A 25,007-nucleotide genomic window follows, 5' to 3' on the forward strand; every position below is an offset into this window, starting at 1 on the left:
TAACGGAAAACCCTTACCGTCCGCGTTCGTTGCTAGGTTGACTGTCCGTGACGACAGCACTCCCGCCGTCCGCGGTCTCGCCCGAGATCCCGTACGGCCACGACACGTATCAGCCCCTGCTCTTCGACGCGTCCCATCCGCTGGACGACGCGACGTTATGCGCGCTGACCGCCTCGCCCGAGGTCCGCGAGGTGCACGACACGATCGACCAGCAGCTCGATGAGCTGGTCCGATGTCGCCATCCCGGCGTCCGGTTCGACCGGCGCACCCTCGCCGAGGCCACCGCGCGGGCCCGCGGCGGGCTCCCTCTCCGGGCCTACGGGACCTGGGCGTTCTACCCCTGGTCGGGCCGGCTGGTGCACGTCCTGCCGCGGGACGAGTTCCGGCTGGTGCGCACGGACCGTAACCGGGGCAAGATCAACCGGGCCGAGCAGGAGTCGCTGCTGGCCCGCCGGATCGGCGTGGTCGGGCTGTCCGTCGGCAGCAGCGCCGCACTGACGTGCGCCATGGAGGGCACCGCAGGATCGTTTCGGCTGGCGGACTTCGACCGGCTCGGCCTGTCGAACCTCAACCGGCTGCGCGCCGGTGTCCACGATCTGGGCACGGAGAAGACGGTCCTGTGCGCCCGGGCGATGTACGAGATCGACCCGTACCTCGACATCGAGATCCACCGCGCCGGACTGACGGAGTCGACCGTGGACGACTTCTTCGGCCGGGGCGCCGGCCTCGACCTCGTGGTCGAGGAGTGCGACCAGCCCTGGGCCAAGATCGCCGTCCGCGAGCACGCGCGCCGGCGCCGGATCCCCGTCCTGATGGACACCAACGACCGCGGGCTGCTCGACGTCGAGCGCTTCGACCTGGAGCCCGACCGGCCCCTGTGCCACGGCCGGATCGGCGCCATCACCGCCGACGAGGTACGGGAGTTGGACGACGCCGCCCTGGTCTCCCTGCTGCTCGACATCGTGGACACCTCCCGCCTCAGCCCCGCCATGACGTCCGCCCTCGGCCGGATCGGCCGCACCCTGTCGAGCTGGCCCCAGCTCGCCAGCGGCGTCATGCTCGGGGGCGCCCTGGTCACGGACACCGCCCGGCGCATCCTGCTGGGCCACCCCGTCCCCTCCGGGCGCTACTACACGGACCTCGACGAGCTCATCCCCGCCGTCGCCCCCGTGCTCCCCCGCCCGCTGCCGGCCGCCGGAGCCGTCCGGTGACCGCCGTGCCCGATCTGTACGGCGACCATCTGCGGCTGCGGGAACTCCACCCCGCCGACTACCCCGTCTACGAACGGATCGTCACCCACCGCGTCCTGACCCGCTACCTCGGCACGGACCGGATGGACACCCGCCAGGCCGCCGCCGCGTTCAGCCACTGCCTGGCCCAGCGGCACACCGAGCCGCGCCGGAAGTACACCCTCGCCGTCTGCACCCCCGACGACGACACCATGCTCGGCACCTGCGGCCTGCTCGTCGAGGACTACGGCAGCAACGCCCTGCTCACCGGGCTCGCGGTGCTCCCCGGCAGCCCCGTCCGCGGCCACACCCACGAGGCGCCGCGACTGCTGGCCGCGTACGCCTTCGGCCCGCTCGGCCTGCACCGGGTCTGGGCCGGCCACCGCACCGACCACCGCGCGATGCACCGGATCATGGACGCCGTCGGCCTGCACCGCGAGGCCACCGTCCGCTCGCTCTTTTGCACCCAGGGGATCTGGCACGACGTCATCACGTACGCCGCCCTGGGCCCGGACTGGAAGCGCGGGGCCACCCCCGCCGAGGCCGCCGTCCTGGCCGGTCAGGCCACGTCCTCGATTCGCCCGGCCACCGCCGCCGGATCGTGATGGATCGGCGTGTGCGCCCCCGTGAGCGGCACCCCCGTGCCGCCGCGGCGGGCCGCCACGATCTCCCCGGCGATCGACACCGCGACCTCCTCCGGGGTGCGCGCGCCCAGGTCGAGGCCGATCGGCGAGCGCAGCCGGGCCAGTTCGAGCTCCGTCACGCCCTCCTCGCGCAGCCGCCGGTTGCGGTCCAGATGCGTACGGCGTGAGCCCATCGCGCCCACGTAGGCCACCGGCAGCCGCAACGCCCGCTTCAGCAGCGGTACGTCGAACTTGGCGTCGTGCGTCAGCACGCACAGCACCGTCCGCCCGTCCACCGTCGCGGACTCCAGATACTCGTGCGGCCACGCCACGACCACCTCGTCGGCCTCCGGGAAGCGCGCCGGCGTGGCGAACACCGGCCGCGCGTCGCACACCGTGACCCGGTAGCCGAGGAACCGCCCCACGCCGACCAGCGCCCGGGCGAAGTCGATCGCCCCGAACACGATCATCCGCGGCGGCGGCACGCTCGACTCCACCAGCACCAGCACCGGCTCCCCGCAGCGGCTCCCCTCGGCCCCGATCTCCACGACCCCGGTCCGCCCGCCGTCGAGCATCGCCCGCGCCTCGCCCGCGACCGTACGGTCCAGCTCCGGATGCCCGCCGAGCGTCCCCTCGGCCGTCCCGTCGGCCCGCACGAGCACCGCCCGCCCCAGCAGCTCCGCCGGCCCCTTCACCAGCCGCGCCACCGCCGTCGCCTCCCCGGCCGTCGCCGCGGCGAGGGCCGCCGCGACCACCGGGCGCGCGGGGTCGGCGGCCCGTACCGGGGTGACGAGGATGTCGATGACCCCGCCGCAGGTCAGACCCACGGCGAAGGCGTCCTCGTCGGAGTACCCGAACCGCTCCAGCACGGTCTCCCCGGTCTCCAGCGCCGACTGGCACAGTTCGTACACCGCGCCCTCCACGCACCCGCCGGACACGCTGCCGACGGCGGTGCCGCCGGCGTCGACGGCCAGCGCCGCCCCCGGCTGGCGGGGCGCGGACCCGCCGACCGCGACGACCGTGGCGAGCGCGAAGTCGCGGCCGTCGGCGATCCACTCGGTCAGCTCGGCGGCGATGTCCAGCATCCGGTCCCACTCCTCACCGTGAACGCTTTCCCGCAATGTAGGCGATGCCGCGCGCGACGGCCCCGCCCCTGCGGCGATCAGTCCCCCCGCGTCCCCGTCAGCGCCTCCGGACGGACCGGGACCCGCGTCAGGTCGAGCCCCGTGGCCGCCCGGATCGCGGCGACCACCGCCGGGGTGGACGACAGCGTCGGTGCCTCGCCCGCGCCGCGCAGGCCGTACGGGGCGTGCGGGTCGGCGAGTTCGAGCACGTCGACGGGGATGGGCGGGGTGTCGAGGATGGTCGGGATCAGGTAGTCGGTGAAGGAGGGGTTGCGTACCTTCGCCGTCGCCGGGTCGACCAGGATCTCCTCCATCACCGCCACGCCCAGCCCCTGCGTCGAGCCGCCCTGGATCTGGCCGACGACGGAGAGCGGGTTGATCGCCTTGCCGACGTCCTGGGCGCAGGCCAGCTCGACGACCTTCACCAGCCCGAGCTCGGTGTCCACCTCGACGACCGCACGGTGCGCGGCGAACGCGTACTGGACGTGCCCGTTCCCCTGCCCCGTCCGCACGTCGAACGCCTCGGTGGGCCGGTGGCGGAACTCCAGCTCGATGTCGACCGGTTCCCCGTCCGCCAGCAGCTCCGCCAGATCGGCCAGCACCTCGCCGCCGTCGGTGACGACCTTGCCGCCCTCCAGCAGCAGCTCGGCCGTCGCCCACGCCGGGTGGTACGTGCCCTGCGTACGGCGCCCGAGCTCCAGCACCCGCTCCCGGACGGCCTCGCAGGTGTGCTTCACGGCGCCGCCCGTGACGTACGTCTGCCGGGACGCGGACGTGGAGCCGGCGGAGCCGACGCGGGTGTCGGCGGGGATCAGCGTGACCTGCTGGACGCCGAGTTCGGTGCGGGCGATCTGGGCCAGTACGGTGACGCCGCCCTGGCCGACCTCCGCCATCGCGGTGTGCACGGTGGCGACGGCCTCGCCGTTCAGCACCTCCAGCCGGACGCGGGCGGTGGAGTAGTCGTCGAAGCCCTCGGAGAAGCCGACGTTCTTTATCCCCACCGCGTAGCCGACGCCCCGTACGACGCCCTCGCCGTGCGTGGTGTTCGACAGCCCGCCGGGCAGCGCCCGCACGTCCGCCGCGCCGCCCGCGCTCTCCCACTGGCGCTCCGGCGGCATCGGCATCGCCTTGACCCGGCGCAGGAGTTCGGCGACCGGCGCCGGGGAGTCGACGCGCTGCCCGGTCGGCATCACCGCCCCCTGCGACATGGCGTTGAGGCGGCGGAACTCCACCGGGTCCATGCCGACCGCCGCCGCCAGCTTGTCCATCTGCGCCTCGTACGCGAAGCACGCCTGGACGGCGCCGAAGCCGCGCATCGCGCCGCAGGGCGGGTTGTTGGTGTACAGGCCGACGGCCTCGAGCTCCACGTCGTCCACGACGTACGGGCCGGCGGAGAGGGAGGCGGCGTTGCCGACAACGGCCGGGGTGGAGGAGGCGTAGGCGCCGCCGTCCAGGACGATGCGGCACTTGATGTGCGTGAGGCGGCCGTCCTTGGTGGCGCCGTGCTCGTAGTGCAGGCGCGCGGGGTGGCGGTGGACGTGGCCGAAGAAGGACTCGTAGCGGTCGTAGACCATCTTGACCGGGCGGCCGGTGCGCAGGGCGAGGAGGCAGGCGTGGATCTGCATCGACAGGTCCTCGCGGCCGCCGAACGCGCCGCCGACGCCGGAGAGCGTCATCCGGACCTTGTCCTCGGGCAGGCCCAGCACGGGGGCGATCTGGCGCAGGTCGGAGTGCAGCCACTGGGTGGCGACGTACAGGTCGACGCCGCCGTCCTCGGCGGGGACCGCCAGGCCCGACTCGGGGCCGAGGAAGGCCTGGTCCTGCATGCCGAACTCGTAGTCGCCGGTGACGACGACGTCGGCGCGCGCGGCGGCGCTCGCGACGTCGCCGCGGACGATCGGCTGGCGGTGCAGGATGTTCGGGTGCGGGACGTGGGCGGCGTGTCCGTCCTCGCGGTGCGGGTGCAGGACGGGGGCGTCGGGGGCGGTGGCGGTGGCCTCGTCGGTGACGAGGGGGAGCTCGCGGTACTCGACCCTGATCTTGTGGGCGGCGCGCCGGGCGGTCTCCGGGTGGTCGGCGGCGACCAGCGCGACGGGCTCGCCGTGGTAGCGGACGACGCCGTCGGCCAGCGCGGGGGTGTCCCGGCACTCGAGGCCGTAGTGCTTCACGTCGGACGGCAGGTCGTCGTACGTGAGGACGGCGTGGACGCCGGCCTGCGCGAGGGCCTCGGAAATGTCGAGGGACACGATCTCGGCGTGGGCGTGGGGGCTGCGCAGGGTGTGGCCCCACAGCATGTCCTCGTGCCACAGGTCCGAGGAGTACGCGAACTCGCCGGTGACCTTCAGCACGCCGTCGGGGCGCAGGGTGGAGGCGCCGACACCGGCGTGGCCGGTGGCGCCCTGGACCAGGTCGGTGGGGATCCGGGTGACCTCGGACATGTCAGACCGCCTCCTGCCGGCGCGCGGCCGCCAGCCGTACCGCGTCCATGATCTTCTCGTACCCGGTGCAGCGGCACAGGTTGCCCGACAGGGCCTCGCGGATGTCCCCGTCCGACGGGGACGGCGTACGCTCCAGCAGCTCGTCGGCGGCCACCACCAGGCCCGGGGTGCAGAACCCGCACTGCACGGCGCCGGCGTCCACGAACGCCTGCTGGACGGGCGACAGCCGCTCGCCCTGGGCCAGCCCCTCGACGGTGACGACCTCGCGGCCCTCGGCCTGCCCGGCGGCCACCAGGCACGCGCAGACCGGCACGCCGTCCAGCCGGACCGTGCAGGAGCCGCATTCGCCCTGCTCGCAGGCGTTCTTCGAACCGGGCAGCCCCAGCCGCTCGCGCAGCACGTACAGCAGGCTCTCGCCCTCCCAGACGTCGTCGGCCGTCTGCTGCTGGCCGTTGACGGTGATGGTGACGCGCATCAGGCCGCTCCTCGTTCGGTGCGGCCGGTGCCGCGGTACGACTCCCAGGCCCAGCCCAGGGTGCGGCGGGCCATGACTCCGACGGCGTGCCGGCGGTAGTCCGCGCTGCCCCGTACGTCGTCGATCGGGTTGCAGGCGCCGGCGCACAGCTCGGCGAACTCGCGGGCCACCGACGGCGTGAGGGTCCGGGGGTCGTCCCAGAAACCGCCGTCGGCCAGCGCCGCGTTCAGGAAGCCCTCCGCCGCCATCGCCCGGACGGGGGTGGGGGCCGCCGAGCCGATGCCGGTGCGGACGGTGCGGGTGTCGGGGTGCAGGGCGAGGCCGAAGGCGCAGACCGCGATGACCATGGCGTTGCGGGTGCCGACCTTGGAGAACTGCTGGGGGCCCGCCGCGCGCCTGATGTGCACCGCGCGGATCAGCTCGTCGTCGGCGAGGGCGTTGCGCTTGACGCCGGTGAAGAACTCGTCGATCGGGATGCGGCGGCTGCCGCGCACCGACTCCGCCTCGACCTCCGCCCCGGCCGCCAGCAGCGCCGGGTGGGCGTCGCCGGCCGGGGAGGCGGTGCCGAGGTTGCCGCCGACGCCGCCGCGGTTGCGGATCTGGGGGGAGGCCACAGTGTGGGCGGCGAGCGCGAGGCCGGGGAGGTCGTCGCGCAGCTCGGTCATGATCCGCGCGTACGGGACGGAGGCGCCGAGGGCGATCGTGTCGCCGGCCGCCTCCCACTCGTACAGCTCACCGATCCGGGTCAGGTCCAGCAGGTGCTCGGGGCGGCGGTGATCGAAGTTGATCTCGACCATGACGTCCGTGCCGCCGGCGATGGGCAGGGCCGCCGGGTGGGCGGCCTTCGCGGCGAGCGCCTCCTGCCAGGTGGCAGGGCGCAGGAATTCCATGTGGCTCTCTTCTCGAGTCTCGTAGATCCGTACGAGGGCCCGCGGACGGGGCCGTTCCTGTTCCTGTACACGCTTCGGGGGCCCAGTACACCGGGGACTCACCCATCCGGTGCAGTCACCGAAAACATGAAGCGATTGGCTGGGGGCACCACGACCCTTGTAGATTCGAACGAAAGAGGCGACACGGCGCCTCGTCTCTGGTAGATCGCCGGAGCGTCGGGCAACCCCCCACGCCCCTCAGGCAAGGACGGCAGGCACGATCATGAGGCTCCGCACGCTGCTGGAGACAGGTTCCCTCGGCCTGCGCCTGCTGGGCGGCGAGGACGAGCTGGACCGCCCGGTGCGCGGGGTGATGACCACCGATCTGCGTGACCCCGGCCGGTATCTGAACGGCGGGGAGCTGGTGCTCACGGGACTCGCCTGGCGGCACGGGCCGGAGGACTCCGAGTCGTTCGTACGGATCCTCGACGCGGCCGGGGTGGCCGGGCTGGCGGCCGGTGAGGCGGAGCTGCCCGGGGTGCCGGACGACCTCGTCGCGGCGTGCGCCCGGCACCGGCTGCCGCTCTTCGCGGTGAGCGAGGACGTGGCGTTCGCCACGATCACCGAGCACGTGGTGCGCCAGGTGTCCGGGGAGCGGGCCGGTGATCTGGCGGCGGTGGTGGACCGGCACCGGCGGCTGATGTCGTCGGGGCTGGCGGGCGGCGGGCCGCAGGCGGTGCTCGATCTGCTGGGCTCCGACCTGGACCTGCGGGCGTGGGTGCTGTCCCCCACCGGGCGGCAGATCGCCGGTACGGCGGAGGGCGGCCGGCCGCTGCCGCCGGAGGTGCGCGCCGCCCTGGCGGGGGAGCATCTGACGGCCGTCCGGCGGGGGCGGCGCGGGCCGTACCGGACGCGGCTGGGCGCCACCGTGTACTCGCTCTTCCCCGTCCGGGACGGCGCCCGGGACCCGCGGGAGACGGCGCTGTCCGACTGGCTGCTGGCCGTCGAGGCGGACGCCGGGGACTGGCCGAAGGAGCGGCTCGACCTGCTGCACGGGGTGACGCAGCTGATCGCCGTGGAGCGCGAGCGCCGGGACGCCGCCCGGACGGTACGGCGCCGGCTGGCGCAGGAGGTCGTGGAGCTGGTGCTGACGGGGGCCCCGCCGGCGGAGATCGCCGCCCGGCTGCGGGTCGCCGTACCGGTGCTGCTGCCGGGGCTCGGGGCGGCGCCGCAGTGGCAGGTGGTCGTGGCCCGCCTCGAGTGGGACGGCGGACAGACCCGGGGCGGGCCGCCGGCGCAGGCGCTGCTGGAGGAGATCCTGCTCGACCCGGCGGCGTACGGCCCCGAGCCCGCGGACCGGATCGCCGTCGCCCAGACGGGAGACGAGGCGGTGGCCCTGGTGCCGCTGCCGTCCCTCTCCCCCACGGCCGCCCTGGCCGCCGCGTCCGCCTCCGACTCCGGCTCCGGCGACGAGGGCGGCACCGCGCTGCGGGCGGACGCCCTGCTCGCCGCCGTGGGCCAGCCGCTCGGCCGCGGCCTGGCGGACGACGGCCGCCTCACGATCGGGGTCAGCGCCCCCGTGCACTCCTCGGAGGGCCTGCGCGGCGCACTGGAGGAGGCCCGCCACGCCCGCCGGGTCGCGGCGGCCCGCACCGGCCGCGTCTGCGCGGCGGGCCACGAGGAACTGGCCTCCCACGTCCTCCTCCTCCCCTTCGTCCCCGACGACGTCCGCCGCGCCTTCACCGCCCGCCTCCTGGACCCCCTGCGCGACTACGACCGCCGCCACCGCGCCGACCTGGTCGAAACCCTGGAGGCGTTCCTCGACTGCGACGGCTCCTGGACCCGCTGCGCCACCCGCCTCCACCTGCACGTCAACACCCTGCGCTACCGCGTCGGCCGCATCGAACAGCTGACGGGCCGCGACCTCTCCCACCTGGAGGACAAACTGGACTTCTTCCTGGCGCTGCGCATGAGTTGACAACCCGTCCGCAGACTTCCGCCGTTTCCCGGACGCCGGGCGTCCGGTCACGTCAACATGGCCCCCCACACATCGAATCGGGGGGATTCCTTGATGGACGGCGGGCGGGCCGGAGAGATCTCGAGACGCATGGCGGAGGCCCGGCGCAGTCACCGGCTGGACCTCAGCGATCTCGGACTGACCGAGGTGCCCGAGGAGGTCGGCGAACTCGCGAGCGTCAGCACCACCCGGACGGGTCTCACCGGCATCGTGCTGGCCCGCAACCGGCTCACCGAGCTGCCCGACTGGATCGCCAGATTCACCGGGCTGAAGACCCTCGACCTGACGTGGAACGAGCTCCCCGACCTGCCCATCTGGCTGGAGCGGTTACGCCGGCTCACCCAGCTGAAGCTCGCGCACAACCGAATCCGCGATCTTCCGCCGCAGCTGCGCGGACCGGATTCGCTCGAGGTGCTCGCGCTGCACCACAACGAGCTGGAGCACCTTCCCGGCTGGCTCGGCGAGCTGAGCGGTCTGCGTCAGCTGACGCTGAACGACAACCGCCTGACCCGGCTGCCCGAGAACATCGGCGACCTCCGCCGGCTCCGCCTCCTGGACCTCGGCGGCAATCAGCTGGCCGAGCTGCCCGCGTCGTTCGGCCGGCTGACCAGCCTCTCCTATCTGGATCTGGCCGGCAACCAGCTCCACGAGCTGCCGCCCTCGTTCGGCGCGCTCACGGCCCTGGGCACCCTCCACCTCACGGGCAACCCGCTGTCCCTCCTCCCGCCCGAGGTCGTGGCCGCCGGCACCAGCGCCCTCGTCACCTTCCTCCGCGAACGCACCGGCGCCCCGGCCGAGCAGTGGTCCTCGAAAATCGTGGTGGTGGGCGAGGGAAGATCCGGCAAGACCTCCCTCCTCAAGGCCGTACGCGGCGAGCCGTTCGACGCCCACGAGGACAGCACGCACGGCCTGCGGGTCGACGGCGTGGACCTGCGGCACCCGGACCGCCCCGACATCACGATGCGGTTGACGGCCTGGGACTTCGGCGGGCAGGAGATCTATCACGCCACGCACCAGTTCTTCCTCACCGACCGCGCCCTGTTCGTCCTCGTCTGGGACGCGCAGATCGGCTGGGAGGCCAGCAAGCTGTACTACTGGCTGGACATGATCAAGGCACGGGCGCCCCGCTCCCCGGTCGTCCTCGTGGCCACCCACATCGGCCCGCGGCCCGCGGACCTTCCGCTGGCCGATCTGCGGGCCCAGTACCCGGGCATGATCGTCGAGAGCCTCAGCGCCGACTGCGCCACCGGCGAGGGCATCGAGTACGTCCGCCAGTCCCTGACCCTGCACTGCTCCCGGCTGCCCCTCATGGGCGTGGCCTGGCCCAGCAGCTGGCTGCGCGCGTCCGAGGCGGTACGGGCGGTGCCGCGGACCCACGTCCATCCGGACGAGCTGATCGCCGTGATGAGCGAGAACGGCGTCTCCGACCCGGGCCACCAGCTCAGCCTGATGTCCGCGCTGCACAGCCTCGGCGACATCCTGGCCTACCCCGGCGACGCGGAACTGGGCGACATGGTCGTACTGCGCCCGCAATGGGTGACCGACTACATCAGCCGGGTCCTGGACTCCCACGCGGTCCGCACCGCCGGCGCCCTGTTCACCAAGGCACACCAGACACAGCTGTGGAGCGAGCTGACCCCGGACCTGCGCCGTCACTTCGTGGCGATGATGGAGCGCTTCGACCTCTCGTACCGCACCGCCGAGGGCACGACGAGCCTGGTCGTCGAGCTGCTGCCCTGGGACCCGCCCGCCTACCGCGCGCTGTGGGAGGCGGCGGACGGGACGGGCCGCGAACTGCGGCTGCGCTACCGGCTGCACACCGTGCCGCCCGGCATCCCGACCTGGTTCATCGCGCGCGAGCACCGCTTCACCTCCGGACTCCACTGGCGCAGCGGCGCCCTCCTCCGGCACCCGGACGGTGCCCATGTCGCCCTCATCACGGTGGACCGGCAGGCCAGAAGCGTCGAACTGTCGGTACGCGGCCCGTATCCGCAGGAGTTCTTCGCCGTGCTGAAGGACGGCTTCGAACAGACCCTGAGCCGCTATCCGGGTCTGGAGATCCAGCGCCTGGTGCCGTGTCCGACCACGCTGCCCGACGGCAGGGAATGCCCCCACGAGTTCCCGCACGAACGGCTCAAGGCACGTCTGACGCGCGACTCGCCGCTGCTCAAGGTCGAGTGCCCGGAGGACTTCGCCATCCACGACGTGCCCCTGCTGCTGCAAGGCATCGAGACCGCGCCCGCGACGCAGTCCGAGGAGCTGGCCGAGCAGACCCACTCGTCCGTACGGGCCCTGCAGCGCCTGCTGGAGGCCCAGACCGGCGAGGAGGGCGCCCGCCACTCCGAGCTTCTCGAGCAGCTGCGGCACGTCCGGACCCAGCAGGCGTCCGTCGCCGCCGAACAGCAGCGCACCGCGCTGGCCGCCTGGCGGGCACGGCGGTCGGCGCTCGAGGTCGTCTGCCCCAACGTCGTCTCCATCACCCGGGAGGACCGTCGCCGGCGGCTGGGCGTGGGACGCGAGTCCTTCCTCTCCCTGCGCCTGTACTGCGAGCAGCCCGGCGCCTGGCATCCCGCGCCCGAGCACGAGCCGTACACCGTCAGGCACACGGCGGAACTCACCCGGGCGGTCATGCCGTACGCCCGGACGGTGCTCCAGGTCCTGAAGTACGCGCTCCCCGTCGCCGGAGCGGGGCTCGGGATGATCTCCGAGGATCTCGACAAGCTGCTCAAGAAGGACATCGATCTGATGAAGGCACTCGTCGACTCGGTGCCGCCGCAGGGGGACACGCCCGAGCTCCAGGAGCGGGGAGCCGGCCGGATCCAGTGGGAGGCGGAGTTCCGGGTCATGCGGTCGCTGCTCGTCCAGCTGGACCCCTATCAGCGGTGGGGCGGGCTGAACAAGGTGCTCACACCCGAGGGTTACGTGCTGTGGCTGTGCCGGGAGCACGCCCGGCCGTTCCGCTCGGCCCGGTCGGAGCCCCTGCCGCAGTCACGCTGACCCGCCCCGGGCAGCCTCGGTCCCCCTCTAAGGCATCTCCAAGGTTCGCCGACAGTCGCGCACAAGTGGCGCTGGTCTCCTTGCGGTTGGGCGGGCCGGTCGGTCCGCAACGGAGGACAACCCGAGGGGTAAGTCATGCAACGTACGAGGATGCTCGCCGCGCTGACCGCGGCGCTCATCACGGCCGGCACCGTCTCCGGTGTGGCCGTCGCCGGGGAGCACGGCAGCGGGGGGCACGGGAAGGGGCCCGTCGTCAGCGTGGAGTGCAAGGACGGGCCCGGGAAGGGACACGGGGAGAAGAGGGACGACTTCGCGAAGATCGCGAAGCGTTACGGGCTCAGCCCGCAGCGGCTCGAGCAGGGGCTGATGAACGTCAAGCGGGCCATCGGCGAGGAGGGCGGGAAGCCCACCAGGGACCGGCTCGTCGCGCTCGTCGCCCATGAGTTCGGCTTCTCCCTCGACAAGGCCGCCCGGCTGGCCAAGGACGTGTTCGCCGACCAGCGCGGCGGGGACGCCAAGGGCGGCAAGGACGGCAAGGGCAAGCCCGGCAAGGTCCTGGGAGGCAAGGACAAGAAGGGCGGCGAGCAGGCCGACCAGAAGGCCTTCGCCAAGGCGCTGGCCGCCGAGCTCCACATCTCGCAGAACCTGGCCCTGCAGATCTTCACCGCGCTGGACAAGCTGAGCGAGCACGGCGGTGTCGACCCGCACAGCGCCGAGTTCGCCGCCCTGGCCCGCAAGGCGGGCGTCAGCCCGCAGCGGTTCGAGAAGGCGCTCATCAAGGTCAAGATGAGCATGCCGGGCAACCCGGGGAAGCCCGGCGACACGTGCCCGAAGCCGGGAGACGGCGGCTCGAAGCCCGGGGACGGCGGGTCCAAGCCCGGCGACAACGGTACGAAGCCCGGCGGGGACGGTACGAAGACCGCGTCCATCTCCCAGAACTGAGGCAGGCTGTCCGGCATGAGGGTACTGGTGGTCGACGACGACGAGGCGGTGCGCCGCTCGCTGGCGCACGCGCTGACCCGTGACGGGTACGAGGTGTCGCTCGCCCCGGACGGCATCACGGCGCTGGACACGCTGGGCCGTGCCCGGCACGACGCCGTGGTGCTGGACATCCTCATGCCGGAACCCAACGGCCTCGAGGTCTGCCGCCGGCTCCGCGAGTCCGGCGACAGCACCCCGATCCTCATGCTCACCGCCCGCGACCTGGTCTCCGACCGGGTCGCGGGCCTGGACGCGGGCGCCGACGACTATCTGGCCAAGCCCTTCGCCCTGGACGAACTCCGCGCCCGGCTGCGCGCCCTGCTGCGGCGCAGCGGCGCGGCGCGCGAGGTCCTGTCGTACGCGGACCTCGAGCTGGACACCTCCGCCTGCCGCGCGACCCGGGCCGGCCGCCGGCTGGAGCTGACCCGTACCGAGTACGCGCTGCTGGAGCTCTTCCTGCGCAACCCGGAACGGGTGCTGAGCCGCACGCTGATCTTCGACTCGGTGTGGGGCTACGACTTCGGGACCTCGTCCAACGCGCTGTGGGTGTACGTGAGTTATCTGCGCGGCAAGCTCGAGGCGGACGGCGGCGCCCGGCTGATCCAGACCGTACGGGGCCTGGGCTACGTCCTGCGGGAGGAGCCGTGAGCCTGCGCAACCGGGTCACCCTGGCCGGCGGCGTGGTGGTGCTGGCCGTGCTGATACTGGCCTCGGTGGTGGTGTACACGGTGCTGAGCGCGGGGCTGAAGGACGAGAGCAGGAACAAGCTCAAAGCGGCCGTGACCGACTCGGAGAACATGGCGCGTAAGTGGAAACAGGCCAACGAGCAACTGTTTGGGGACAAGGCGAATGATCCGGCGGAAAAGACGTCGGCTCGGTTCCCGTCCGGTCCCGCCCCCGTCGCCGGCATGCTGATGCAGTTCATTCCCGGCCCCGTACCCCCCGGAACGACCTCGGAGTTCATCACCACCACCGAACGGGACCGGGCGGTCTCCGAAGGACGGGAGGCCGGGTACTTCCAGACCGCCGACTACCAGGGCGTCCGATACCGGGTCTACACCGCACAGGTGCCCCAGGACCCCAACGGCACGCTGGTCCGGGTCGGCGTGCCCCTGTCGGAGGTGGGCGACGCCCTGGACCGGCTGCGGGTCCTGCTGATCACCGTCACCATCGGCAGCGGACTGCTGGCCGCCGTCGCCGCGAGGCTGGCCGCCGACCGGGTCCTGCACCCCGTCCACCGCCTCACCCGGACCGTCGAGCACATCACCGCCACCCAGGACCTGACCGCCCGGATCGACGCCAAGGGCGACGACGAGATCGCCCGCCTGGCCCGCGCCTTCGCCACCATGACCGCCGCCGTCGACGCCTCCGTCACCACCCAGCGCCGCCTGGTCGCCGACGCCTCGCACGAGCTGCGCACCCCGCTGACCAGCCTCACCACCAACCTCGAGCTCCTGAACGAGGGCCCCGGCACCGACGACCCCCAGGCCCCCGAGCTGGTCCGGGCGGCCCGCGCGCAGACCCACGAGCTGACGGTCCTGGTGAACGATCTGATCGACCTCGCCCGCTACGGCCGCGAGCAGACCCACACCGAGGACACCCGCCTCGACCTGGTCGCCCGCCGGGTCGCGGACCGCGCCGCCGCCCGGGCGACGGGACCGGAGATACGTACCGGCCTCGAGGAATGCCTCGTCCACGGCGACCCCGACGCCCTGGAGCGGGCGACCGCCAATCTGGTCGACAACGCCCTCAAATGGAGCCCCCCGGGCGGCGTGGTCGAAATCCGCGTCGAGGCGCGGGGCACGCTCCGGGTGTCCGACGAGGGACCCGGGATACCGCCCGAGGACCTCCCGTACGTCTTCGACCGCTTCTACCGCTCCCCGGTCGCCCGCTCCCTCCCCGGAAGCGGTCTCGGACTGGCGATCGTCCGCCAGATCGCCGAGACCCACGGCGGCCGGGTCACGGCCGGTCCCTCGGCGGCCGGCGGCGCCGAACTGTGCCTCACGCTGCCCGTCGTGGACCCCCCGGCACCGGCCGATCCGGCCGTCCCGAAGCGGTAGCGCCGCGTCCGCGTCCCTCAACAGGGATTTCCAGCCAAGGTCAAGATCTTGTGAAAAATTTCACCCAGATACTTGGCCACAGGGCGGACATCGTGCTGAGATTCGTCTAGTTCCATTGCTCCATCTGCAACTCTCACGCTCAACGGTGCGCCTCGGGAGGCAAGGTGGCGGATACCGCCATGGCTGGGCTCGGTTCCACGGATTCCACGATGTCCGACGACCCCTTGGACCGCGCCGTCTGGCGGCTGCGTTCCCGCGCGTGCTGGGACGACGCGGCGGCGCTGCTGGAGCCCAAGGCGGCCACGGATCCGGGGGCCGCGCTGCGCCGCGCCTCCCTGCTCGTGGAGCGCTGCATGTACACCTCCGCCGGCTGGCAGGACGCCGAGGACGCCCTGCGCGCGGCGGAGTCGCTGGCCTCGGACGACGAGGAGCGCGGCGGGGCCGCCTGCGAGCGGGGGTATCTGGCGTACGTCTCCACGCTGTTCCACGACCGGGACCGCTCCGACGAGGCCCGCTCGGCGCTCGGCCGGGCGGCGGCCCTGCTGCGCCCGGGATCGCCCCGGCGCCCGCTGCTGGACTACCGGCGCGGGCTGATCGCGCAGCACGTGACGAAGCACGCCGACGCCGCGGAGGCCGCGTTCCGGCGCGCGCTGACGGGGGCGGTGGCGCAGGGCGACCTGCTGCTGTGCTCGTCCATCAACCGCCATCTGGCCGCGCTGGCCGTGGAGTCCGGTGAGCTGGCGGAGGCGCGCGAGCTGTTCGCCGAGTCGCTGCGGATCCGGGAGGAGCTGGGCTATCTGGTGGGTACGGCGCCGGCGCTGATGGCGCTGGCCGACGTCCATCCGGAGCCGCAGGCGGGCCGGCTGCGGGCGGAGGCGGCCCGGCTGGTGCGGCTGCTCGGCGGGGTGCCGTCGTGGCTGGCGAAGCAGCTGGGGGTCACGGTCACCCGGGCGTGACGCGGGACACCCAGCCCCGTTCGTACGCCTGCCACCCGAGCTGCAGCCGGGTGGCGACGCCCACCAGCTCCATCAGCCGCTTCACCCGCCGCTGCACGGTCCGCAGACCGACGTCGAGCTGCTTGGCGACGCTCGCGTCGGTCAGGCCGGCCAGCAGCAGCGAGAGGATCTGCAGATCGACGTCGTCCGGCCCGTCCGCGGCGCCCTCCACCAAGGCCGCCCCGGACCCGTCGGCCGGCGTCAGCCTGAGCGGCAGGGACTGCTGCCAGACGCTCTCGAAGAGCCCCGTCAGCGACTCCAGCAGCCCGCTGGCGTGCACGATCAGCGCGGCCGGCTCCGCGTCGCGGCCGGTCAGCGGGACCATCGCGACCGTACCGTCGGCGACGACGAGCTTGGTGGGCACCCGTTCGGCGAGGCGGACCTCCTCGCCGCGGCCCAGGGCCTCGGCGAGGCCGCTCACACTGCCCGGGCCGTTCAGCACCTCGCGTTCGATCACCACGCGGTAGTGCACGCCCCGGGTGCTGGCCTGCTCCTCGGCGCTGTTCTCCGTGCTGGGCACGGCCATCGGCTTGCCGGTGACCAGTCCGCAGACCTCGCGGGTGGCGCCGAGCTGGAGCTGGCGGAAGCGGTGGGCGACGGCGGCGGCGCCGGTGACGACCTCGATCAGATCGTGTACGGGCGGCTCGGAGGCCTCCGCCCGGTACTCCTTCGCCAGCAGGGCGGCGGCGAGTTCGGCCTGCTCCAGCTCGTGCCGCTGCTGGGTGAGCAGCGCCCCGAGGGCCACGGCGGGCGGGGCGGCGACCCAGCGGCCGGGGCGGGCGGAGGACTGCGCCGCGAGCCCCTGGCGCTCCAGCCGGCGCAGCGTCCGCGCGGCCTCCTCCTCGGGGAGGGTCAGCCGGTGCGCGAGCTCGGGCACCTCGGCGGCGCCGAGACCGACCAGGGCCCGGTACGCGGACTCCTGTACCTCGTCCAGACCTATCGCGTTCAGCACGTGCGTTCTGTCCTCCCCGCCCCACCGCACCGGAGTTCACCACGGCGTCGACCGGCCGCACAACCCGCCGGGACATCATCGCCCCAAGACCTCCCCCCTTGCCAAGACCTGTCGGCAGGTCATCGCGGTACGGGGCCGCCGCCGAAGTGGATCTCGGGCGGCGGATATCGCCGAGGCGGTTTCCGGGGGCGGCGGACTGTGGACAATAAGGGCATGGCACAGCAGGGGGAAGCGCACGAGGACAACACCGGCCGGGACCAGGGCTGGTGGGACGAGCTGTACGAGCCGGGGGCCGCGGACACGGGGCCGCCCGCGTCCGGCGGGGACACGATCGACGACCGCTTCGACTCCGCGGTACGGACGGTGGCGGAGGAGGAGGACGGCGCCCAGGAGGCGCCACCGCTCCCCCCGCCCGACCACTCCCCGCAGAGCACCCTGCGCCTGCGCCGCGACGCCTCGGACCCGACCGCGGGCGCCCTGGCCCCGGACGACCCGGCGCCGGCGCCCGTAACCCCCCGGTTCGAGGCCACCCCCAGACCCGCCCCCGTACACCTCGACGACCGCCCGCCGTCCCACGCCCCCGGCCCCGCCGCCCTCCCCCCGGTCACCGCCGCCGGGCTGGCGGACCTGACGCCGGACACCGAGCTCGACGGTGCCACCCACGGCACGATGACCCTCCGCTGCGCCTCCGCCCGGGGCGACGGCGCCCGCCAGCGCGGGGAGCCCCGCGGCGACGCCCTGCTGACGGCGCGATTCGGCACCGGGGACAGCTCCCTGCTCCTCGTCGCCGTCGCCACCGGCGCCCGGGACGGCACGCCCGGGAGGCTCGCCGCCCGGGACGCCTGCCTCTGGCTCGGCGGCTCCGTGGGCCGCAGCCACGCGCGGCTGGACCAGGACATCCGGGAGGGCCGGCGGGGTTCGCTCAAGTCCGGGCTGCACCGGCTGACGGGGCGGATGTACGGGCTGATGCGGGCGAAGGCCGCCGAACTGGGCCACTCCCCGGACGAGTACACCGCCGGGATCCGCTGTCTGCTGCTCCCCGCCGATCCCGCGTGCCGTATCCGGGTGTTCTTCGGCACCGGACCCGGCGGGCTGTTCCGGCTGCGGGACGGCGACTGGCAGGACATCGAGCCGGAGCCCGGCGGTCTGGAGGGCGGCGGCCCGGTCGTCGGCTTCGGCTCACGGCCCGAGGAGCCCGCCGGGCGCCCCCAGGTGCCCGATCCGCGCGCCGAGCCGCCGGCGAGCCCGCCGACGCTGCTGGACGCGGCGGGTCAGCCCGTACAGCCGTTCTCCTTCCGCGCCTCGGTCGCCCGCCCCGGCGACACGCTGCTGCTCGCCGGCGCCGGCCTGGCCGCCCCGCTGCGCGGCGAACCGGCCCTGGCGGCCACCCTGGCCGAACGCTGGCGCGAGACCCCGCCGGATCTGGCGGCGTTCCTCGCCGACCTGCAACTGCGGGTCGAGGGGCATACGGACGACCGCAGCGCCGCCGCCGTCTGGGAACGCTGAGGAGTCGTAGGACACTTACGCGCCCGGCGCCGCCCTGATCGGCGCCGGGCGCGTAAGCCCTCCGACAAGTCACCCGAACTGCTGCTCGAGCGCCTTGAGTTTCTGCTCCAGCGTGTCCAGCCGCGGCGCCGCCTCGTCGTCGGCGACACCGGACGGGTCCGCCGGCGGTTCCACGGCCGGACGCGGGCGCCCGGCGGGCAGCTGCGCGGCTTCGGCTGTGGCCGGCTGCTGCCCGCCGGGCGCCGCCCAGGCGCTCTGCGCCCCGCCCCGTTCCAGGGCCTTGACCTGGGCCCTCTCGAGCCGGGACAGATGCCGCTGCTCCGCCCGGTCACGCTCCTTGTCCCGGCGCTCCTGCCGGACCTCCTCGACGGCCTCGTCGAGCGTACGGACGTTCTCCAGCAGCATCAGCGACCAGGCCCGGAAGGTCTCGCGCGGCGCCCGCAGCCACCGCACCACCCGGATCTGCGGCAGCGGCCGCGGTACGAGCCCCTGTTCGCGCAGCGCCGCCTTGCGCGTCTGCTTCAGCGCCCGGTCGAAGAGGATCGCCGCGGAGAGCGACATCCCGGAGAAGAACTGCGGCGCGCCCGCGTGGTCCATGCCCCGGGGCGCGTGCACCCAGTTGAACCAGGCGGCGGCCCCGGCGAAGAGCCACACCAGCATCCGGCTGCCGAGCGCCGCGTCACCGTTGCTGGCCTCCCGGACGGCGATGACCGAGCAGAACATCGCGGCGCCGTCCAGCCCGAACGGGACCAGGTACTCCCAGCCGCCGGTCAGATTGAGGTTCTGCCGGCCGAAGCCGACCAGCCCGTGGAAGGAGAGCGCCGCCGCGACCGCCGCGCAGCAGAAGAGCAGCAGATAGGCGAGGCTGCCGTAGAGGGTCTCCTTGCGCCGGCGGCGCTGCTCGCTGCGTTCCCACGAGTCGGCCTCCGCCGTGTCCGGCTTCCTGCCGCGCAGGAGCAGCAGCACACCGGCTCCGATGCCGCACAGCAGGACGACGCCGGGCAGCAGCAGATCAAGACCCTTGAATTCCATCGAACGCGCCCCTCGATGCTCCTCGTGCCCCGTGATGCCCCGGAGGCATCCTGGCCCGAACCCAGCCGACATCCTGGCGGAATCGGTTCGTACACCCGGCGATTCGGGATGCATCCACCCGATGGGGTGGTGTTGGCGCGGTTCGCCTGCGGAGCGCTTGATCCAGGCGATAACGGGCGCAGGCGAACGGCTATCGCGTGAGCCGGGCGACGCGGTCCGCGTCGCAGGTGCGGGGGCAGGTGACGCAGGTGTCCTCGGGGCGCAGGGTGTAGTAGAGGCAGCAGCTCGCGCGGTCGCGGGTGACCAGGTCCTCGCCCGCGGGGCCGGTCAGCGTACGGAAGCTCGCGCCGCCGGCGTACGGGGCCGCACCGGCGCCCGGCAGCAGCAGACCCGCCTCCGCCTTCGCCCGCTCCTCCTCGCCGAGCAGGCTGCCGATGTACCACAGGCCCTCGACGATCTCGTCGGTCGCCATGCCCCACAGGGCGCGTCCCCGGCGCCGGGTGCGCGGGCCGAAGGCGGCCAGGACCGGAGTCAGGTGCTCGGCGACGGCGGCGCGCAGTTCGGCGCGCAGCGCCTCCTCGCCGGGGACGGTGTACGCGCCCGGCTCGCCCGCCGCCGGGTCGCCGGGGAGGCAGGCGAAGCGGCCGGGGCGGACGGCGAGGCCGCCCGCGTCGCGGTTGACGTGGACGGCCGGCGCGGGCAGGCGCGGCACGCGGCGGTGGAGGAACCACGGGATCGTCATCAGCAGGCACACCGGCCAGGCGTACCGGTGGAGGCCGAAGGTGGCGACGACGTCGGGCCGGCCGGGCTGCCCGTAGTCGCGCAGGATCTGCTCGTCGTCGCGGGCCAGGAAGGCGTCCAGGGCGGCCCCGCCGGCGGCGAGCTCGGTGGCCGGGGTCCAGCCGGCCGCGGTGTCCGGATCGCGGTCGGCGGCGGTGAGTTCGGTCACGGTCAGATGGCCGTAGACCTCCGCCAGCCGGGCGTACGCCGGGGTGAGCGGCGAGCGGTGGGCCCGGGCGGGGGCGGGCCGCGGGAGGGGCGGGGTCATACGGACGGCACCACCGGAGATCGCGACGGACAAGGTAAGGCTTACCTTACCTGCATGATTCCCGGGTGCCGCAAGAGGCACGGTGCCCTAGGGTTCCTGGCGATGAGCATCGGAGAAGCGGGGACCGGCCCGCGCGGCGACAGCACGGTGCGGGACCCCGCCCGGGTGCCCGTGCAGCGGGGCGGGGCCGAGCGGGCCCCCGTCCGGCTGGACCGCGCCTCCGTACGGGCGAAGACCCTGGCCGCGCTGCGGGCCGCGCTGGCGGACGGCCGGCTGCGCCCCGGCGAGGTCTACTCCGCCCCGGTGCTCGCCGCCCCCCTCGGCGTCTCCGCCACCCCCGTCCGCGAGGCGATGCAGATACTGGCGGCGGAGGGCGCGGTGGAGGTCCTCCCCAACCGCGGCTTCCGGATCGTCCCGCCGCCCGTCGCGGCGCACGTGGCGGCGGTCCGGGCGCTGCTCGTCCTCCCCGTCGTCGCGGCGCATCCCCCGGACCCGGTGTATCTGCGCCCCCTCGCCGAGGAGGCCGGCGCCGCCGCGGACCGCGCCTTCCACGCCGCGCTCCTGGCGCCCGCCGGCAACCCGGAGCTGGACCGCGTCGCCGCCGACCTCTACGACCGCGCCGCCCTCCCGCCGTCGCCCCCGCACGCCCGCCTCGCCCTGCTCCGGGCGCTGACGGACGGCGACGCCGACCTGGTGCGTGACCTGCTCGAAACGCTGCTCGGAGCGTGAAGGGACGCCCCCGGCGGGGGTGTTCGGACCCCCGGTCCTGGCCGATGTCGGTCCGGCGGGCTATGCTCACCGGCGATGACCACTCAATCTTTTATTCGATTGGGGGAACCGTCCGCGCAAGGTGAGTGCTGATGCCCACCGAGACCGCGAACGGGATCTCCCCGCTTTCCTTCTGGCCGCGCGTGCGTGCGTACGCCGTGCCGCCCTCCATGATCGAGAAGGCCACCGCCCGGCGTCGTGCCGGGGACTGGGCCGGCGCCTGCGTCGCCGCGGGCGTGGACGTCGATCTCAATCTCCGTGCCGCGGCGGACGCGTACGGCCGTGAGCTGGCCACCGCCGTCCGCGCCGATCTGCGGCATCTCGCCCCCGACCTGCTGCGCTGGCATCTGCCGCGGATCGCCCCGGACGGTCTGCTGCGCCCCGGTCTGACCCTCCCCCTGGCCCGCTACGACCCGGGCGGCGTGCGGCTCGTCGTCCGGACGCCGCCGGCGTGGGCGGAGGGCGGTCAGCGCGTCAGCCTGACGCTGTGGGATCCGCGCCGTCCGGCGGACGGGGCCTTCGGGCATCCGCACGCCCGGCCGGGGCGGCGCTTCCGGTTCGACCTGCACCGGCATTTGTGGGACACCCGCCGCAGCGGCGAGCTGCGCGAGCGCGCCGGGGCGGGTGACGGGTCCTGGCGGGCCGTCGACCGCTGGGGCGCCGAGGCCGCGCTGGTCCTGCGCGACCAGGGGCGGGCGGCCGGCTCCGTGCTGGTGCGGCTCGCCGCCCGGGAGCGGGTGCTGGTGGATGTGGGCGCGGACGGCGCGCACACGGTACGCGGGGCGCCGGACGGTCCGGTGCCCGCGCTGCCGGTGCTGCCCGACGCGGCGACGTGGACGCTGCCGGACCTGGCGCTGCTGCGGGCCGGCGCGATCGCCGCCGGTGAGCTGCATCCCCTGGTCGCCGCCGCCCTCGCACCGGACGATCCGGTCGACGTCGGTGGCACGCGGGACGCCGCGGGGCAGCCGCGTGTCGTGGAGTGCCGGGGGGCTCGCCACCGCATCGGGCTGGTCGACGGGGTGCTCACGGCGCTGGACCACGATCCGGCCGAGGTCCGCCGGGAGGAGCTGCTGATGGCGCTGACCGGCACACCGCTGCCGTGTCTGCGGGCCATCGACCGGGCGCACCGCCGCCCGCAGTCGCTCACGGACGTCCGCGAGCGACTGGACCACGGCGACTTCACCGGCGCGCTGTCCGTCGTCGAGGGGCTGCTCGGCCCCGCGGCGGTGCTGCGCGACGGCCCGCTGCGCGACGAGCTGGAGGCCGCCGCCGAACGGCGTATCGCGTACGGGCTGTTCCGGGCCGGACTGGCCGAACCCGGGCGCAAGCACTCCGTGCGCCAACTCGCGGACAGAGACCGCCGTCCGCACCGCCGGAAGTCCGCCACGCGCTGATCGCGACCTCATTCCCCAGGCCGTTCCCTCTGCCCGGAACGGCCCCTGCCCGCTACCCCGAAAGGTGATCCCACGTGACCGTTCCCCAGCTCGACATCGCCGCCGACCTCCTCGCCCTCCTCGGCGACTCCCGTACCGAATCCCGCCCCGACATCCAGCTCGAGGCCCTCACCCTCGCCGTGGCCGCCGACCTGCCCGTACTGCTGTGGGGCGAGCCCGGCATCGGCAAGACGGCCGCCCTCACCCGGCTCGCACAGGAGCTGGAGCTGCCGCTGACCACGGTGATCGCCTCCGTGCACGAGCCGTCCGACTTCTCCGGGCTGCCCGTCGTCGGCGACGACCCCGCCGAGCAGGGCGTGCCGATGGCGCCGCCGGACTGGGCGGTGCGGCTCGTCCGGGCCGGGAAGGGGCTGCTGTTCCTGGACGAGCTGTCCACCGCGCCGCCCGCCGTGCAGGCCGCGCTGCTGCGGCTGGTGCTCGAACGCCGGGTCGGCGCGCTGCGGTTGCCGCCGGGGGTACGGATCGTGGCCGCCGCGAACCCGCGGTCGTCGGCGGCCGACGGCTGGGAGCTGAGCGCGCCGCTCGCGAACCGGTTCGTGCACCTGCACTGGACCCACGACCACGAGGTCGTCGTCCGGGGCCTGGGCGGCACCTGGCCGCGGGCCACGCTGCCGCGGCTCGACCCGAGGCGGCTGCCGGAGGCGGTGGAGTTCGCCCGGCGCGCGGTGTGCGGGCTGCTCGGCGCCCGCCCGCCGCTGGTGCACCGGCTGCCGGACAGCGAGTCGCGGCGGGGCGGGGCGTGGCCGTCGCCGCGGAGCTGGGACATGACGCTGCGGCTGATCGCGTTCGCCACGGCCGCCGGGTCGTCCCGGGACGTGCTGTCCCTGCTGGTACGGGGCACGGTGGGCGACGGTCCGGGGCTGGAACTTCTGGCGAGCATGGACCGGATGGACCTGCCGGACCCGGAGGACCTCCTGGCCGACCCGGCGGGTGCAGTGCTCCCCGAGCGGGGTGATCTGCGTCAGGCCGTGCTCGACGGGGTGGTCGCCGCCGTGCGCGCCCGGCCCGAGCGGGGGCGCTGGGACGCGGCGTGGGCGCTGCTCGTACGGGCGCTGGAGACGGGGGCGCCGGACCTGGTCGTCGTACCGGCGACGACGCTGGCGACGCTGCGGCGGGAGGACTGGGACGTGCCGGCGGAGATCGAACGGCTGGCCGGGGCGGTGTCGCTGGCGCAGCGGGCGGACCGGGTCGCGGCGGTGCGCGGATGACCGTACTGGACCGGGACAAGCTGTACACCGCGCGGCTGCACGCCGCACGGGTGCGGCCGTATCTGGCGACGGCGCTGTTCGCCCTGCACGTCGTGGAGTCGCGGACCGTGCCGACGATGGCCGTCGACAGCCACTGGCGGTGCTACGTCTCGCCGGCGTTCGTGGACCGTACGCCGGTGGACGAACTGGCCTCGGTGTGGGTGCACGAGGTGTCGCATCTGCTGCGCGACCATCACGGGCGCGGCGAGCGGCTGGCCCTGCGGGAGGGCATGAACGGGCCCGGGGACCGGCTGCGGATGAACATCGCCGCCGACTGCGAGATCAACGACGACAGCTTCGGCGAGGGGCTGCCCCAGCCCGAGGACGCCGTCTACCCGGCGAAGCTGAGGCTGCGGGCGGGCGAGCTGATGGAGGAGTACGCGCGGCAGATCCGGCTGGGTCCGTGGACCGATCATCTGGTCTGGCTGGACTGCGGCAGCGGCGCCGACGGCCTCGTCCGGGGCTGGGACCTCGGCGGCGACGGGGCGCACGGGCTGACCGCGCAGGAGCGCGACGCCGTGCGGTTCCGGGTGGCGGAGGGCATCCGGGGCCGGCCGGGGGATGTGCCGGCGGGCTGGCAGCGGTGGGCGGAGGAGGTGTTCCATCCGCCGCAGCCGTGGCGGGAGTTGCTGGGCGCGGCGGTCCGCTCGGCGGTGTCGGGCGGCGGTGCGGCGGAGGACTACAGCTACGGGCGTCCGTCGCGGCGGGCGGCGGGGCTGCCGAGGGTGATCCTGCCGAGCATGCGGCGCCGGCCGCCGCGGGTGGCGGTGGTCGTCGACACGTCGGGGTCGGTGAGCGACGAGGAGCTGGGCAGCGCGCTGCTGGAGGTCGCCGCGATCGCCCGGGCGGTGGGCGGGCGGCGGGATCAGGTGACGGTCGTGTCGTGCGACGCGGCGGCCCGGATCGCGCATCCGCTCGCCGAGGGCGAGGGCTTCGCGCTGGTCGGCGGGGGCGGTACGGATCTGCGGACGGGATTCGCGGCGGCGCTGCGGACCCGGCCGGACGTGGTGGTGGCGCTCACCGACGGGCAGACGCCGTGGCCGGAGTCCCGGCCGCCGTGCCGGACGGTGGTGGGGGTGTTCGCCCGGCCGCGAAGGCCGTCGTGGAAGGACCAGAGCTACCGGGCCCCACGGCCGCCGGAGTGGGCGCGGACGGTGGAGATCGGGCCGGCCCGCTGAGGGCCGGCCCCGCT

General features: G+C 74.2%; 20 protein-coding genes. 13 read left to right on the forward strand and 7 right to left on the reverse strand.

Features of this window, described 5'->3' with window-relative positions; all coding sequences use genetic code 11:
- Positions 1-47: 47 nt before the first annotated feature.
- Positions 48-1,211 (forward strand): ThiF family adenylyltransferase, encoded by a 1,164-nt coding sequence (locus tag SRB5_RS28380; protein WP_323378630.1) that lies wholly within the window; start codon positions 48-50, stop codon positions 1,209-1,211.
- Positions 1,208-1,834 carry a GNAT family N-acetyltransferase gene (locus SRB5_RS28385; protein ID WP_323378631.1) on the forward strand — a complete coding sequence of 209 codons (627 nt, stop codon included), beginning with the start codon at positions 1,208-1,210 and terminating at the stop codon, positions 1,832-1,834. Before SRB5_RS28380 ends, SRB5_RS28385 begins: the two co-directional genes overlap by 4 nt.
- Here SRB5_RS28385 and SRB5_RS28390 read toward each other — a convergent pair.
- From SRB5_RS28390 to SRB5_RS28405, 4 genes are all read right to left on the reverse strand, one after another.
- Positions 1,789-2,937 carry an XdhC family protein gene (locus tag SRB5_RS28390; protein ID WP_153456314.1) on the reverse strand — a complete coding sequence of 383 codons (1,149 nt, stop codon included), beginning with the start codon at positions 2,935-2,937 and terminating at the stop codon, positions 1,789-1,791. The genes SRB5_RS28385 and SRB5_RS28390 overlap by 46 nt on opposite strands.
- A 77-nt stretch (positions 2,938-3,014) precedes the next feature.
- Complete coding sequence (pucD, locus tag SRB5_RS28395; protein ID WP_153456315.1) at positions 3,015-5,414, reverse strand: xanthine dehydrogenase subunit D; 2,400 nt, start codon at positions 5,412-5,414, stop codon at positions 3,015-3,017.
- 1 nt (position 5,415) lies between these two features.
- Positions 5,416-5,889: a (2Fe-2S)-binding protein gene (locus SRB5_RS28400; RefSeq protein ID WP_153456316.1), complete on the reverse strand. Its 474-nt coding sequence runs from the start codon at positions 5,887-5,889 to the stop codon at positions 5,416-5,418.
- Entirely contained in the window at positions 5,889-6,779 is an 891-nt protein-coding gene (locus tag SRB5_RS28405; protein ID WP_153456317.1) for an FAD binding domain-containing protein, read from the reverse strand. The genes SRB5_RS28400 and SRB5_RS28405 overlap by 1 nt, the downstream gene beginning before the upstream one ends.
- 262 nt (positions 6,780-7,041) lie before the next feature.
- Here SRB5_RS28405 and SRB5_RS28410 point away from each other — a divergent pair, with 262 nt between their 5' ends.
- From SRB5_RS28410 to SRB5_RS28435, 6 genes are all read left to right on the forward strand, one after another.
- Positions 7,042-8,736: a PucR family transcriptional regulator gene (locus tag SRB5_RS28410; RefSeq protein WP_153456318.1), complete on the forward strand. Its 1,695-nt coding sequence runs from the start codon at positions 7,042-7,044 to the stop codon at positions 8,734-8,736.
- A gap of 93 nt (positions 8,737-8,829) precedes the next feature.
- Positions 8,830-11,772: a COR domain-containing protein gene (locus SRB5_RS28415; protein WP_194293057.1), complete on the forward strand. Its 2,943-nt coding sequence runs from the start codon at positions 8,830-8,832 to the stop codon at positions 11,770-11,772.
- A 135-nt stretch (positions 11,773-11,907) separates the two neighbouring features.
- Positions 11,908-12,714, forward strand: a complete 807-nt coding sequence (locus SRB5_RS28420) for a hypothetical protein (RefSeq protein WP_153456320.1) — start codon at positions 11,908-11,910, stop codon at positions 12,712-12,714.
- Positions 12,715-12,729: 15 nt separating this feature from the next.
- Positions 12,730-13,401, forward strand: coding sequence for a response regulator transcription factor (locus SRB5_RS28425; RefSeq protein WP_153456321.1), 672 nt, complete (start codon positions 12,730-12,732; stop codon positions 13,399-13,401).
- Entirely contained in the window at positions 13,398-14,813 is a 1,416-nt protein-coding gene (locus SRB5_RS28430; protein ID WP_323378632.1) for a sensor histidine kinase, read from the forward strand. The genes SRB5_RS28425 and SRB5_RS28430 overlap by 4 nt, the downstream gene beginning before the upstream one ends.
- 179 nt (positions 14,814-14,992) lie before the next feature.
- Entirely contained in the window at positions 14,993-15,769 is a 777-nt protein-coding gene (locus SRB5_RS28435) for a tetratricopeptide repeat protein (protein WP_153456322.1), read from the forward strand.
- Here the strand turns inward: SRB5_RS28435 and SRB5_RS28440 are convergent.
- The gene (locus tag SRB5_RS28440; protein WP_323378633.1) at positions 15,756-16,760 is read right to left on the reverse strand and encodes a helix-turn-helix domain-containing protein; all 1,005 of its coding nucleotides are present in this window, start codon (positions 16,758-16,760) and stop codon (positions 15,756-15,758) included. The two genes, SRB5_RS28435 and SRB5_RS28440, sit on opposite strands and share 14 nt — an antisense overlap.
- A gap of 213 nt (positions 16,761-16,973) precedes the next feature.
- Here SRB5_RS28440 and SRB5_RS28445 point away from each other — a divergent pair, with 213 nt between their 5' ends.
- On the forward strand, positions 16,974-18,266 hold the full coding sequence (locus tag SRB5_RS28445; RefSeq protein WP_153456323.1) for a protein phosphatase 2C domain-containing protein: 1,293 nt from the start codon (positions 16,974-16,976) through the stop codon (positions 18,264-18,266).
- Between the two features lie 69 nt (positions 18,267-18,335).
- On the opposite strand, the gene SRB5_RS28450 is transcribed toward SRB5_RS28445, so the two are convergent.
- Together SRB5_RS28450 and SRB5_RS28455 are read right to left on the reverse strand one after the other, a co-directional pair.
- Complete coding sequence (locus tag SRB5_RS28450) at positions 18,336-19,298, reverse strand: DUF2637 domain-containing protein (protein WP_153456324.1); 963 nt, start codon at positions 19,296-19,298, stop codon at positions 18,336-18,338.
- A 190-nt stretch (positions 19,299-19,488) separates the two neighbouring features.
- The gene (locus tag SRB5_RS28455; protein ID WP_153456325.1) at positions 19,489-20,346 is read right to left on the reverse strand and encodes a (2Fe-2S)-binding protein; all 858 of its coding nucleotides are present in this window, start codon (positions 20,344-20,346) and stop codon (positions 19,489-19,491) included.
- 102 nt (positions 20,347-20,448) lie between these two features.
- Here SRB5_RS28455 and SRB5_RS28460 point away from each other — a divergent pair, with 102 nt between their 5' ends.
- From SRB5_RS28460 to SRB5_RS28475, 4 genes are all read left to right on the forward strand, one after another.
- Positions 20,449-21,075 carry a GntR family transcriptional regulator gene (locus tag SRB5_RS28460; protein ID WP_228390518.1) on the forward strand — a complete coding sequence of 209 codons (627 nt, stop codon included), beginning with the start codon at positions 20,449-20,451 and terminating at the stop codon, positions 21,073-21,075.
- Positions 21,076-21,206: 131 nt separating this feature from the next.
- Positions 21,207-22,508, forward strand: coding sequence for a hypothetical protein (locus tag SRB5_RS28465; protein WP_153456327.1), 1,302 nt, complete (start codon positions 21,207-21,209; stop codon positions 22,506-22,508).
- 74 nt (positions 22,509-22,582) lie between these two features.
- The gene (locus SRB5_RS28470) at positions 22,583-23,776 is read left to right on the forward strand and encodes an AAA family ATPase (protein WP_323378634.1); all 1,194 of its coding nucleotides are present in this window, start codon (positions 22,583-22,585) and stop codon (positions 23,774-23,776) included.
- Complete coding sequence (locus SRB5_RS28475) at positions 23,773-24,993, forward strand: vWA domain-containing protein (protein ID WP_153456328.1); 1,221 nt, start codon at positions 23,773-23,775, stop codon at positions 24,991-24,993. Before SRB5_RS28470 ends, SRB5_RS28475 begins: the two co-directional genes overlap by 4 nt.
- Positions 24,994-25,007: the final 14 nt, after the last annotated feature.

The organism is Streptomyces smaragdinus (genome assembly GCF_009604385.1).
GTDB lineage: Bacteria > Actinomycetota > Actinomycetes > Streptomycetales > Streptomycetaceae > Streptomyces > Streptomyces smaragdinus.

What these genes read in the sequence shown, in the direction of transcription:
- SRB5_RS28390 (WP_153456314.1), bottom strand. Translation starts at nt 2,937, where the DNA reads ATGCTGGACATCGCCGCCGAGCTGACCGAGTGGATCGCCGACGGCCGC.
- pucD (WP_153456315.1), bottom strand. Translation starts at nt 5,414, where the DNA reads ATGTCCGAGGTCACCCGGATCCCCACCGACCTGGTCCAGGGCGCCACC.
- SRB5_RS28400 (WP_153456316.1), bottom strand. Translation starts at nt 5,889, where the DNA reads ATGCGCGTCACCATCACCGTCAACGGCCAGCAGCAGACGGCCGACGAC.
- SRB5_RS28405 (WP_153456317.1), bottom strand. Translation starts at nt 6,779, where the DNA reads ATGGAATTCCTGCGCCCTGCCACCTGGCAGGAGGCGCTCGCCGCGAAG.
- SRB5_RS28410 (WP_153456318.1), top strand. Translation starts at nt 7,042, where the DNA reads ATGAGGCTCCGCACGCTGCTGGAGACAGGTTCCCTCGGCCTGCGCCTG.
- SRB5_RS28415 (WP_194293057.1), top strand. Translation starts at nt 8,830, where the DNA reads ATGGACGGCGGGCGGGCCGGAGAGATCTCGAGACGCATGGCGGAGGCC.
- SRB5_RS28420 (WP_153456320.1), top strand. Translation starts at nt 11,908, where the DNA reads ATGCAACGTACGAGGATGCTCGCCGCGCTGACCGCGGCGCTCATCACG.
- SRB5_RS28425 (WP_153456321.1), top strand. Translation starts at nt 12,730, where the DNA reads ATGAGGGTACTGGTGGTCGACGACGACGAGGCGGTGCGCCGCTCGCTG.
- SRB5_RS28435 (WP_153456322.1), top strand. Translation starts at nt 14,993, where the DNA reads ATGGCTGGGCTCGGTTCCACGGATTCCACGATGTCCGACGACCCCTTG.
- SRB5_RS28445 (WP_153456323.1), top strand. Translation starts at nt 16,974, where the DNA reads ATGGCACAGCAGGGGGAAGCGCACGAGGACAACACCGGCCGGGACCAG.
- SRB5_RS28450 (WP_153456324.1), bottom strand. Translation starts at nt 19,298, where the DNA reads ATGGAATTCAAGGGTCTTGATCTGCTGCTGCCCGGCGTCGTCCTGCTG.
- SRB5_RS28455 (WP_153456325.1), bottom strand. Translation starts at nt 20,346, where the DNA reads ATGACCCCGCCCCTCCCGCGGCCCGCCCCCGCCCGGGCCCACCGCTCG.
- SRB5_RS28460 (WP_228390518.1), top strand. Translation starts at nt 20,449, where the DNA reads ATGAGCATCGGAGAAGCGGGGACCGGCCCGCGCGGCGACAGCACGGTG.
- SRB5_RS28465 (WP_153456327.1), top strand. Translation starts at nt 21,207, where the DNA reads ATGCCCACCGAGACCGCGAACGGGATCTCCCCGCTTTCCTTCTGGCCG.
- SRB5_RS28475 (WP_153456328.1), top strand. Translation starts at nt 23,773, where the DNA reads ATGACCGTACTGGACCGGGACAAGCTGTACACCGCGCGGCTGCACGCC.